This window comes from Vibrio sp. 10N.247.311.51, from assembly GCF_041467855.1.
Classification (GTDB): domain Bacteria; phylum Pseudomonadota; class Gammaproteobacteria; order Enterobacterales; family Vibrionaceae; genus Vibrio; species Vibrio coralliirubri.
Genome location: NZ_JBFSVK010000017.1, coordinates 75,994 through 88,142, shown reverse-complemented (window position 1 = coordinate 88,142; position 12,149 = coordinate 75,994). Strand labels below are relative to the sequence as shown.

10 protein-coding genes are annotated in these 12,149 nt (G+C 44.6%); 6 read left to right on the top strand and 4 right to left on the bottom strand.

The window, feature by feature from the left end:
• Nucleotides 1-58 precede the first annotated feature (58 nt).
• The 3 genes from AB6E85_RS15920 to AB6E85_RS15910 all read left to right on the top strand — a co-directional run bounded on the left by AB6E85_RS15920 (nucleotide 59) and on the right by AB6E85_RS15910 (nucleotide 2,445).
• Nucleotides 59-247, top strand: a complete 189-nt coding sequence (locus tag AB6E85_RS15920; protein WP_004733419.1) for a hypothetical protein — start codon at nucleotides 59-61, stop codon at nucleotides 245-247.
• A gap of 364 nt (nucleotides 248-611) precedes the next feature.
• The gene (locus tag AB6E85_RS15915; RefSeq protein ID WP_017055178.1) at nucleotides 612-1,019 is read left to right on the top strand and encodes a SulA-like leucine-rich domain-containing protein; all 408 of its coding nucleotides are present in this window, start codon (nucleotides 612-614) and stop codon (nucleotides 1,017-1,019) included.
• A gap of 322 nt (nucleotides 1,020-1,341) precedes the next feature.
• Nucleotides 1,342-2,445 (top strand): phosphoribosylaminoimidazolesuccinocarboxamide synthase, encoded by a 1,104-nt coding sequence (locus AB6E85_RS15910; protein WP_333008566.1) that lies wholly within the window; start codon nucleotides 1,342-1,344, stop codon nucleotides 2,443-2,445.
• 160 nt (nucleotides 2,446-2,605) lie between these two features.
• Here AB6E85_RS15910 and AB6E85_RS15905 read toward each other — a convergent pair whose 3' ends face one another.
• Both AB6E85_RS15905 and AB6E85_RS15900 read right to left on the bottom strand, forming a co-directional pair.
• Nucleotides 2,606-2,983 carry a hypothetical protein gene (locus tag AB6E85_RS15905; RefSeq protein ID WP_019821854.1) on the bottom strand — a complete coding sequence of 126 codons (378 nt, stop codon included), beginning with the start codon at nucleotides 2,981-2,983 and terminating at the stop codon, nucleotides 2,606-2,608.
• Nucleotides 2,984-3,186: 203 nt separating this feature from the next.
• The gene (locus tag AB6E85_RS15900) at nucleotides 3,187-5,565 is read right to left on the bottom strand and encodes a helicase-related protein (RefSeq protein ID WP_372143197.1); all 2,379 of its coding nucleotides are present in this window, start codon (nucleotides 5,563-5,565) and stop codon (nucleotides 3,187-3,189) included.
• A 183-nt stretch (nucleotides 5,566-5,748) separates the two neighbouring features.
• Here AB6E85_RS15900 and AB6E85_RS15895 point away from each other — a divergent pair, with 183 nt between their 5' ends.
• The 3 genes from AB6E85_RS15895 to AB6E85_RS15885 all read left to right on the top strand — a co-directional run bounded on the left by AB6E85_RS15895 (nucleotide 5,749) and on the right by AB6E85_RS15885 (nucleotide 9,958).
• Nucleotides 5,749-7,437: an NAD-dependent malic enzyme gene (locus tag AB6E85_RS15895; protein WP_048613210.1), complete on the top strand. Its 1,689-nt coding sequence runs from the start codon at nucleotides 5,749-5,751 to the stop codon at nucleotides 7,435-7,437.
• A 152-nt stretch (nucleotides 7,438-7,589) separates the two neighbouring features.
• Complete coding sequence (locus AB6E85_RS15890) at nucleotides 7,590-8,390, top strand: ElyC/SanA/YdcF family protein (RefSeq protein ID WP_333012174.1); 801 nt, start codon at nucleotides 7,590-7,592, stop codon at nucleotides 8,388-8,390.
• Between the two features lie 197 nt (nucleotides 8,391-8,587).
• Entirely contained in the window at nucleotides 8,588-9,958 is a 1,371-nt protein-coding gene (locus tag AB6E85_RS15885; protein WP_372143196.1) for a DASS family sodium-coupled anion symporter, read from the top strand.
• Between the two features lie 269 nt (nucleotides 9,959-10,227).
• On the opposite strand, the gene AB6E85_RS15880 is transcribed toward AB6E85_RS15885, so the two are convergent.
• Nucleotides 10,228-10,578: a GlpM family protein gene (locus AB6E85_RS15880; RefSeq protein WP_372143195.1), complete on the bottom strand. Its 351-nt coding sequence runs from the start codon at nucleotides 10,576-10,578 to the stop codon at nucleotides 10,228-10,230.
• Nucleotides 10,579-10,702: 124 nt separating this feature from the next.
• Nucleotides 10,703-11,998, bottom strand: coding sequence for a GGDEF domain-containing protein (locus tag AB6E85_RS15875; RefSeq protein WP_372143194.1), 1,296 nt, complete (start codon nucleotides 11,996-11,998; stop codon nucleotides 10,703-10,705).
• Between the last annotated feature and the right edge of the window lie 151 nt (nucleotides 11,999-12,149).

The following is a 12,149-nucleotide window of genomic DNA, read 5'->3' as shown; positions in this document are numbered from 1 at the left end:
TACTTGTGTCATAATTTGCGCCGAAAATACACCTGACTTAAACAGGTGAGGAGAGAATATGTTCACAATAGAAGGCGTTTGTGATTGGTGCAAAAAGCCAAGCCTAGTTAAAAAGCACGACTACCTAGATGGTAAGTGTCATCATGCATGTAAAGAGTGCAATGATATTGCAACCATTGATGTTCGCCAGTTCAATATTGGTGAAATGGAAATGAGAGCAAAACTCTCCCAAGCGACATTGAGATAAGCAACACCGTGAAATATAAGAAAGCGCCTAAGGCGCTTTTTTTGTGCCTGCGATTTTAGATCTTCTCTCTTCTCTCTTCTCTCTTCTCTCTTCTCTCTTCTCTCTTCTCTCTTCTATACAGGTGTATACAGTACTTTTCTGTCAAAACCACTGTATACACCTGTATAAAGCTCACATTTTTTCAACTTATGAGACAAAACAGCAAATTCATTCAAATTTAATTTATCGAACGATTTCAATGGTTTAATTGTTTTTCATCCATAATTCCAAACGAAATCGTCCAATAATCCCGCAAAAAACGCTTGATCTTATAAGCAACTAAAACTACTGTATACACATACAGCATGTATATAAGGACAGCAAAATGATTCAAGCACACGTTAAAGCACAACACTCTAGCCCGCTAGTTCACTGCGCATTTACATCAGTTTCTCGTAAAAGCAAAAATTCAAACGAGGAAGCGTTGTTTGCAAGAATGGCGTTGCTGTCCAATCAACATCAGTGGTTACTGTTTACGGCTCAAACACCAAGACCATCGGCTAAACAGCTTAAGCAACATAATGTTTGCTGCGACCGTGTTATTCACATGAAAGCCTCTCATCAAATGACCGAAGTAGAGACTGTCGAGAAAGCCATCCGTTCTAAGAATGCGAGTGCGATTGTTGCAAGTGCATCGATTGATCAGTTCAGTCAACAGTACCTAAGAACATTAGGGTTACGCTTTCAATGTGAAGTCTTCTTTATGGATGCGAATTCAGAGCGTATTCACTAAGCCACCTTGCTTAATAACATGTTGGCTTAATAACATTTTGGCTCAAAAACATGGTCCACAAACATAGCTTAATCTTTTAGCTAACAAAGTTAACTTAACAAACAATTCGCCAAAACACAGTCCAAACATACTGCCTTCCCCTGCCCTACAATTCGCCAATTTTTTAGCGGATTGTTAGGCGGGGGTTTTTATTTAAACAATAGATTTAGCAATCGTTTGCTTTTTCTCTGGAAGCAAATAGTAGATTGGGTATAATGCCCGTCTAATCATGTGCACACCGCACTTCTCTGTATGACGTTTGATAAAAGATAGGAATGTCTAAATGAGCCTTGCTGATCAAGTTCTTGCCGTAAATGATGACCTACCAATCCGTACTGATAAACCTGTCCATAGTGGCAAGGTTCGTTCGGTCTACTGGTTAACTGAAGAAGATAGCCAACGACTAATTAAAGAGAAAGGCTACGATGTAGCACCAGATGCGCCTTTAGCAATCATGGTGATCAGTGACCGTATCTCTGCATTTGATTGTATCTGGCGTGGTGAAGGAAATCTTAAAGGTGTTCCAGGTAAGGGAGCGGCTCTGAATGCTATCTCTAACCACTGGTTCAAATTGTTTAAAGACAACGGACTTGCTGACAGTCATATTCTTGATATCCCTCACCCGTTCGTATGGATTGTACAAAAAGCTCGCCCAGTCATGATCGAAGCGATTTGTCGTCAATACATCACAGGTTCAATGTGGCGTGCATACGCAAACGGCGAACGTGAGTTCTGTGGTATCGAGATGCCTGAAGGCCTTGAGAAAGACAAGAAGTTGCCTGAGCTACTGATCACGCCTTCAACAAAAGGAATTCTGAAAGGTATTCCTGGCGTTCCAGAAGCTGACGATGTAAACATCACTCGTAACAACATCGAAGATAACTTTGCAGCATTCAACTTTACTCAAGCAAGCGACATCGCGCATTACGAAAAACTTCTTAAAGAAGGCTTCAACGTAATCAGCCAAGCGCTAGCAAAAGTAGACCAAACCTTTGTTGATACCAAATTTGAGTTTGGCTACGTCAACGATGCTCAAGGCAAAGAAAAGCTTATCTACATGGACGAAGTCGGTACTCCAGATTCATCTCGCATTTGGGATACTCAGGAATACAACAGCGGCAACATCGTTGAGAATTCAAAAGAAGGCTTCCGTCAGTTCTTGCTTAACTACTTCCCTGATGCCGACATTCTTTTGAACAAAGAACGTATGCCAGAGCGTGAAGCACTAGCTCGTGACAATGAACTTCCACTGGATTCGCTAATGTCTTTGTCTCGTACTTACCTTGATATCGCAGCGAAAATCACAGGTGCGGAGATCGTACTGAGCGAAAATCCTAAGCAAGAGATCATCGATGTACTGCGCGCTGACTATGGTCTAATCGACTAGTCGCTTAATTGCTTCTTTATCTCAAAGTAAAAAGCTAGAAAGCTAGAAAGCTAATAAGCTCGTAGACACAAGTTTCAGATACTAAAAGGGCCTCAATATTTGAGGCCCTTTTTACGTGTGCGTTTTACTATTCCTGAGAGAGATTATAGGCGAACTGAAGTTACAGCCTAATCGTGAACTCTTCTCCAGAATTACCCGCAATCACTAAATGACTGCGCGATTCAATATACTCGATCTGCTCTTCTTCAAGAGAATATGGCATCACCACTTTGAGCTCATTGATCCCTTCCAGCTTCGCGAGCTTGAGTAAGGTCACAATATTCGACTCATCACTTTTACGCGTCGACATTGATTTCAATGCCATCTGCCATAAACGATCTTCAGGGCTTGCTAGCTCTTTAATGCTATCTCGCCAGACGGTACTGAACACTGGCGCAATTGTGGTGAGTGCTTCCAGAAAAGTCCATTTTTTACTGCATGAGGCGCCAAGAAATGTTGTGTAATCGAACTCTACACGCGTCTCTTCCTGTTTATCCATGATGTCCCCCGACACTTTGGCAACACAATATACTCAATATCTATCAACTCTTTCTTTATAGCAATAGGATATAGAAGAATAGTCTTTTATGACCTTTTGATTGGTTAAAAAGGCATATAAAAATCAAACTTGTAACAAAATAAGCACTGAAAAATCATATATGCACCTATTTGATTAATATTTTAGAGATAAAACTTATCCATCTATTTGATATCAATTATTCGGCTCGCTTTTTTGTACTGAATACGCCAACCAGACCATGTCGGTAGCTCCCAACGTTTTGGCGATAACTTTCGGCTACCCGACTGATAATGGACGTAAATCAGCTTTTTTGCGGGCAAGTATTCGACATCGAGTTGCAAGTCGGCAAGGCTCAATGCAAACGGGTATTTTTCCGAAAACTCTGAATAGAGCCAAGTTGGAATGCCATCGAACGGTATGTCTGCATGGTCGAACATTTCCAACTCGCTGACATCAGTAACACCCAACACTTCAAGCTGCTCTGTAAACCATAGCTCAAAGTTAATGTTCTCAATTTCTGGTGTGTATTGAGTTTGTTCATCGAGACCAAGTTTCACATACAGCTGCCAGTGTTTGATTTCTTGAGTGCGAGCCTTTGCAAAACCGGGAAGTTGGTCTCCATTTAACACGAGGTCGACGATAGGCTTTAAGGATAGTTGCCCTTCAGCCGCGACGAGCTTGGTCGTAATCGTACGGGCTGCGTACACCAACGCCATCTCGGTAAAAACGCCATCGTCATTTACTACTGTTTCGCCTTGCTCCCACTCTCCTAGTTCAGCATCAATGATAAGCTCAAGAGGAATGGGTGCCGTGACTGTCGCTAAGGTTAGTGTCTGCTTAACACCTCTTCCCGGCAAGCTGTGAGTATCCAGCACCAACATCGCTTGTGCATTGTCTGGGAAACGGTTCTGACGACCAAGTACCACCTCTAACACTCCATTAGCGAAGGCTTCTTTCCTTTTAAGTCGGCGCACAAACACCAGTTCAGGATGCAGATTCACAATAGTCTTGAGCAGTTCAATGCGTTGGAAACGTGACGCGACTTCTAGTTGAGGAAGTTCAAATACCTCCCGCATTTGCTTAGCCAGTCCTTGTGCTTCATTCAGTGCCTGTTGGTCGATGTCTAAATGCGGATATTCGCGACCACGCACAATCTGAATCAACAGGCTTAAATCACACCCTTCCTTCTCTTGTTGCGCGAGCGCTTCAAGATGTTCTGCATTGTTTGGTAACTGATACAAGCGAGCAGGAACGGACAACGCCGCAGTGAGATCGACCATCGCCTCTTTTAATGCTTTGGTTTTGATTCGAGTAACAATATCGGCATACAAAGCATCAATCGGCAACGGATACAGCTTTTTGCCATGCTCGGTAATTTTGTGGTCGGAGTTAATCGCTTCCATCGTCAGCAAGGTTTGAGTTGCACTGTTTAGTGATTTCTCTGGAATAGGATCGAGGAAGGGCAAGCTCTCAAGCGAAGCACCACAACATGCCGCGGCCAACATAGGCTCGGTCAGTTCTTCACGCTGCAATTCAGGCGGTGTGACTAACTCTAACGCCGCATGCTCACCATATAGACGCACGCAAACGCCGTCCATTACCCTACCCGCGCGGCCAGCTCGCTGTTTGGCACTCGCTCTTGATATGGATTTAAGCATCAGTGTGGTTCTGCCATTACGCTGAACGGTGCGTCTCTCTAATCCGGAATCTATCACCACGCCAATGTCAGGAATGGTTAATGAGGTTTCTGCAACGTTGGTCGCAAGGATGACCTTTCTCTGGCCATTACTTTCAGTATTGATATTCCGACCCGATAACGCTAGATCTCGCTCTTTATCACCGACTGACGCATGCAATTTAACGACTTGGATATCTGGATTTTTCGCTAAGGCTTGTTCGCATTGCACGATCTCTTTTTTACCCGGCAGAAAAACCAACATATCGCCAGAAGAAGCGATCAACTGACGATTCACTTCCTCCGCAATGCGCTGCTCTAGATGTCGACTATCAGGCAGTGTTCTGGATTCGTTCGCTCGGTTTGCAATCTCAACTTGATAAGTTCGCCCTTCACAGCTTATTCGATTGGCATCCAAATACTGAGCAAGGCGCTCACCCTCAATGGTTGCTGAAGTGATCACCAAACGATGACTCGCTTTTTGTTTCAGAATCGCCACCAGCAGATCAATGTCCCAGCGCCTCTCGTGAAATTCATCCACCACGATCACATCAAAACTAGCGAGTCCATCTTCTGATAACCAACGCAGCGCGATACCGGGCGTCACAAAAACAACGTTAGTTTGCTCGTTGTATTCCGACTCAAGCTTAATCGCATAGCCCACTTTGCTACCCAACTTCTCGCCTGATTGCTGCGCGAGATATTTAGCCAGTGATGTACACGCGATGCGTCTTGGCTCCACCACTAAAACTCGCCCATGTTGAGAGGCCCAAAGTGGCAGGCGCGTTGATTTACCCGATCCGGTTTCCGCCTCTACGACAAGGTGAGAATTAACGATTTGTTCGTGGAATACGTTTTGATAAGCATCGATGGGAAGTAATGGCATAAAATGGCGAGTCGCGAAAAAGTGTGAGCAAAGTATAACGAATTATCGTGTTGAAATTCGATAAGTGTGGGACAGAGGTAAGAATATCATTTTGTTTGCTCAGATCGCGGAGAAACTATTTACAATTGAATAACTAAACCGTTATCATTTTTCAGTTACCCTTTCTCCCATATTAGGCATCCAATGAACAACGATAAACGCCCTCTATATATCCCTTATGCTGGTCCTGCTCTACTAAGTACACCTCTTCTAAACAAAGGCAGCGCATTCTCTGCTGAAGAGCGCAGTTCTTTCAACCTTGAAGGTTTGTTACCGGAAACAACCGAAACAATCCAAGAGCAAGTAGGACGTGCATACAAACAATATTGTAACTTCGAAAGTGATATGGATAAGCATATCTACCTTCGTAACATCCAAGACACTAATGAAACGCTTTTTTATCGTTTAGTTCAAAACCACATCTCTGAAATGATGCCTATCATTTACACGCCAACAGTTGGCGCAGCATGTGAGAACTTCTCAAATATTTACCGTCGTGGCCGTGGTCTGTTTATCTCATACCCAAACCGCGATCGTATCGATGACCTACTGAATAATGCGACAAACCACAACGTTAAAGTTATCGTGGTTACGGATGGTGAGCGTATTCTTGGTTTGGGAGACCAAGGCATCGGTGGTATGGGTATTCCAATTGGTAAGCTAGCACTTTACACAGCTTGTGGCGGTATCAGCCCAGCTTACATGCTACCAATCGTGCTCGATGTGGGTACTAACAACCCTCAACGTCTTGCTGACCCAATGTACATGGGCTGGCGTCACCCTCGTATTACGGGTGCTGACTACGATGCATTCGTTGAAGAGTTCATCCAAGCAGTTCAACGCCGTTGGCCTGATGCATTAGTTCAGTTCGAAGATTTCGCACAAAAGAACGCAATGCCACTGCTTGAGCGCTACAAAGATCGCATCTGTTGTTTCAACGATGACATCCAAGGCACAGCAGCCGTAACGGTTGGTTCTCTACTTGCAGCATGTAAAGCAGCAAACAGCAAACTGTCAGATCAGCGTATTACCTTCTTAGGTGCGGGTTCTGCAGGTTGTGGTATTGCTGAAGCGATCATTGCTCAAATGGTGTCTGAAGGTATCAGCGATGCACAAGCTCGCTCTCAAGTTTACATGGTTGACCGTTGGGGTCTGCTACAAGAAGGCATGCAAAACCTGCTTGATTTCCAACAGCGTCTGGTTCAAACCAACGAAAACACCAAAGACTGGGAAAGCGACGGCACTGGTTTCTCTCTACTAGACGTTGTTCGCCACGCGAAACCAACCGTATTGGTTGGTGTATCTGGTGCTCCAGGTCTATTCAGCAAAGAAGTCATCAAAGAGATGAACCTACACTGTGAACGCCCTATCGTGTTCCCACTGTCGAACCCAACAAGCCGTGTTGAAGCAACGCCAAACGACATTATTCGTTGGACTGATGGCCAAGCACTTGTTGCGACAGGTAGTCCATTTGAGCCAGTCGTTCACAACGGAACAACTTACCCAATCGCTCAGTGTAACAACAGCTACATCTTCCCAGGTATTGGCCTTGGTGTATTGGCTGTGAATGCTTCACGCATCACTGACGAAATGCTAATGGAATCAAGCCGTGCACTTGCAACGTGTTCTCCACTAGCAATCAATGGCACAGGCGCTCTACTTCCACCATTGGAAGAGATCCACACGGTATCTAAGAAGATTGCTCTTGCTGTAGGTAAAAAGGCGATTGAACAGGGCGTTGCTCTAGAGATCACTGAAGATGCACTGCAACAAGCAATTGACCAGCACTTCTGGCAGCCAGTTTACCGTCGCTACAAGCGCACGGCATTCTAAATAAAGAGCGTTAACTCCTCTTCTAAGAGCCTCTGCAATTGCAGGGGCTTTTTTCTTTACACTGTCTTGTCTTTTTAACTGATTTTTCTCATTTTTATTTGGTATTATCGAGCACTCAAAAATTAATGCTCAGTGAAAGGACCATACCGAGAGTGAAATTTGATTCTCACATTATCCGTAGCTACATAAAAAAAGCTTACAAAAAACTGCAAGGTTTTCTGTTTGGCGCTTTCCTCGTGTTCTTAGTAGGCAGCGCTGCGGTTATTGCGATCGATTATTGGGTTTCATGGCAAGCGGAAGATCGCATCATCTACGATATAGATGAAGTACCCGAGCTTGAGGTCGCCGTTGTGCTTGGCACGAGCAAATATTTGGGTCGAACACTCAACGACTATTATAAGCACCGAATCGAAGCCGCGATTGAGCTGTTCGATCGTGAAAAAGTGGACCAATTTCTACTGAGCGGCGATAACGCTCACCGCTCTTACAATGAGCCGTGGACGATGAAACGCGACTTGTTAAAAGCGGGCGTCCCCGAAGAACGCATCAATCTAGATTACGCAGGTTTCAGAACCTTAGACTCGATTGTTCGCGCCAAAAAGATATTCGATACCGATAACTTTCTGATCATCACCCAGAAGTTCCACTGTGAAAGAGCGCTATTCATCGCCAATTCTTACGATATTCACGCGCAGTGTTTGGCCGTTTCAGGACCAACTCATCACTCGGGAAGCTCAATACGTTTGCGTGAAGTGTTTGCGCGCACCAAAGCATTCCTTGATCTGTATATTATGGGGACAACGCCAAAGTTCCTTGGACCTAAAGAGCCGATTCAACCGAGTCCAAAACCGGAATCATTTCCGATTCCAAACCCTATCACTGACCCCACTGTAAACCCTGTTGTAGACCCTGCAACAAGCCCGATTGCAGATCCAGCAGAGACCGATGTGTAGAAAACTACACATTTTGAATTTGTTGCCTCACACTTCCCCATTGTTAAGCAAAAACACACCAACACTCCTTTATTAACTTGAGTAACATTCTTCCAACAAAGTCTGACCCTACATCAAGCTATATACCTCGAAAATAATAAGCACAACTCAATGAAGTCGTGCACCAATACAACGAGGATAAACAAAAGGAGCGTCTTATGACGGCACTTGTTACTACACTGAAACACTGGTTGTTTACCCGCAACAGCATGATATTAATTGGTAATTTCACGCTATTTGCAGTTTTGCTCAATACCCTGCCATTCGAAGCGCAAGTGAATACAGGTTTAAGTATTCTCGTGTTCGTTGCCATTCTATGGTTAACAGAAGCTATTCACGTCAGCATCACCGCTTTGCTCGTTCCCCTATTGGCTGTCTTGTTTGGTGTATTCAACACGCCCGCAGCGCTGGCTAACTTTTCAAACCCGATCATCTTCTTATTCATGGGTGGTTTTGCATTGGCAGCCGCACTGAACAAGCAAGAGCTAGACAAAGCAATTGCTGACAAAGTACTGCTGATAGCAAAAGGCAGAATGTCGGTCGCTGTGTGCATGTTGTTCGGTGTGAGTGCAGGTCTATCGATGTGGATCTCAAACACAGCCACCACAGCAATGATGCTTCCTCTTGTTCTTGGCATCATGAACAAGGTTGACCAAAGTGAAGACCGCAACACCTACGTGTTCGTGCTACTGGGTATCGCTTACTGTGCTTCAATCGGTGGTATCGCAACCTTGGTTGGTAGCCCACCAAACGCAATTGCAGCAGCAGAAGTTGGCTTGAGTTTCACAGAGTGGATGGCACTTGGCCTACCTATCTCAATGATCTTACTGCCAATCGCGATGATTATTCTTTACGTGATGACTAAACCAAAGCTTGACCACAAGTTCGAGCTAGACCATGCACCTGTTGAGTGGACAAACAGCAAGAAAATCACACTGTCTATCTTCCTTTTAACAGTAACGCTTTGGATATTCGGCAAACCAATCAACGCAATGATTGGCGGATTCTCTAAATTTGATAGCTTGGTAGCGATTGGCGCAATTGTACTGCTTGGCGCTTCTAGAGCGGTGGAATGGAAAGACGTTGAGAAGACAACGGACTGGGGTGTTCTTATCCTGTTCGGTGGTGGTATCTGTTTAAGTAACATTCTGAAAGCGACAGGAACCAGCGTATTCCTAGCACACTCACTAAGCGGATTTTTAGAAACAGCTGGCGTACTGCTTACGATTCTAGCCGTGGTAGCGTTCGTGGTATTCCTAACGGAATTTGCGAGTAACACAGCGAGTGCGGCATTGCTTGTCCCTGTATTTGCAACTATTGCTGAAGCGCTGGGTATGTCTCCGGTAATCTTGTCTGCACTGATTGCGGTTGCTGCATCTTGTGCCTTCATGCTGCCAGTAGCGACACCACCTAACGCAATTGTATTTGGCTCGGGTCACATCAAGCAGAAAGAGATGATGCGAATCGGTATGGTGTTGAACCTAGTTTGTATCCTAGTTCTGACTCTGTTCGCTTGGATCTTCTGGTAAACACTAACGTCCTATAAGCGCATGCTTACAGGAATGCTCCCCCTAAACTGGTTGAACTTCCCCCGGTTCAACCAATACAAAAATGCCCGTTCAGCGTAAGCAAGCACTGAACGGGCACATAAAAATAACAAACGCTTTTCCCTTTTGGTGGCCCCGCGCCACCTTTTTTGTTTTTGTTTTTGTTTTTGGCTATTGGCTATTGGCTATTGGCTATTGGCTATTGGCTATTGGCTAAAATAAACAACTCATCGCACTTCAGAACAACAGCATTAAATTGCGCTTGGTACTAAACGCGTCCAACCTAGCAGCAACATCGAAGCACACAACACCCACACTAAGGTCGCTAACGAGAGCGTCGATACCAAGTTATAGCGATAACTGAACACGTACACTGCGCCAAGATAAGCGGCGTACGGCACAAGCGAAAACAGTCCAAACAACGCTATGGTGCGCAACTCGACCATGGTTTGTTCCGTACCAACAATGTAGTGAGCAATCAGAGCAAAGGTCGGAAACAGCGGCACTAAACCAGAGATGTAAAAACTCTTACTCTTCGACAATAGTGCAATCAACAAAACCGCCGCGGCACCCAGCAGACATTTAAAGAACAGTGAGATCATTTTTTATACGTTATCCAAGCAAACCAACAAAGGCTCTAGAGGGTAAACTCATCGAGCTGCCATAAAAACGCCACACGTCACATATGCACGTGTGGCTTATAAACTAATCAAGACAATTTTCAGATTAGTGACTCAAGATCACCTGATTTCGACCTGAATGCTTTGCTTGATATAAAGCTTCATCAGCGCGAGCAATAGTCTCTGTCACTCGCTCTTGCTTCATCTCGGCAACACCAATACTGCATGTGAGTGGATCGCCATGAACCCAAAGGTGCTGGCTGACTAAAAGTCGAATTTTCTCGGCCTTTCTTTGTGCTTCGCCAAGATCAGTCTCAGGGCAAAAAACAATGAACTCTTCACCACCCCATCTCACCAACTTGTCGGTAGCGCTGATCGAGCTGCCCACCACCATGCTGAACTCACGTAGAATATGGTCACCCATTTGGTGCCCGTACTTGTCATTCACGCTCTTGAAGTAGTCGATATCGAGATACAACATACCCAGCTTGCCATGTCCTTGCTTCACGTGTTGTGACTGCATTTTCAACCAATCACGAATCGCGTGTCGGTTTAGTATTCCGGTTAACTCATCACGATGGGCCATCTCTGAAAATTCAAAATTCTGTTCTCTCAGTGCGCGATTGACGTTCTTTAAGTGGTGATGTCTTTTCTCTGCGATCACCATACGTTTTCTTGAGCGGTTTAACTCTGACAGCAAGAATACGGTGCCCGTGCCCACCCACACAAACAGTAGGATCATGAACAAGCTTTCTGCGGTGATATACGAACCTTCGAACTCAATACTGCGAATGACGATTCTGTGGTGACCGAGTTTCGCCCCAGACGCAGTAGCAAACTCAACCATATTCACATTCGAAAACTCAGGGGCCGAATGCTCTAACGCAATATCGTTATCAGCCAGCCACCATGTCATCACTTGCAGGTTTTTGATCGGAATCTCAATCACACCACCATCGATTCCTGGAGAAAACTCCATCCCGTTGTACTTATGTGTGTACTCGTTATCAGGCACCGAATAAGCAGGATTGTAGTTACGTAGATAGGTTCTCAAACGGCCGCTAGAGTCAGCTTCCGCATGATAATCAACGTTCACTCTAAAGGTGTGGTACTGGGAAAGATCAAGACCTTCGGTAATGTCTCGGTTGATACGAATCGATAGGCCGCAATAAGGCCAAGGATATTCCGACTCTTTAAGTTCACACTCGAGAATATACTGCCCATTTTCGTAGGATAATTGGGAGGTACTGACTCCCCTATCAACTTGATCGCTGGTCGCGATAAATTCATATTTATCAGGGGTAATTGCCGTTATCACACGATTTCCGCTCACACGGTAATACTGGACAATCGCCAGCGTCGTGATAACTAAAAAGATGACTATTTTATGGATCCACTTCACGTCTAAGCTTCCGGCTTAAGGTCCCTATAGTTGGGATTTCACGATAGAAAATAAGTTAGGTAAATTAGTGATCTTAATGCCAATAATTTACTAAAAAACGTTATATCACGCCTGAACAAAATGTCATACCATAATTTTGAGCGAGTGTTTG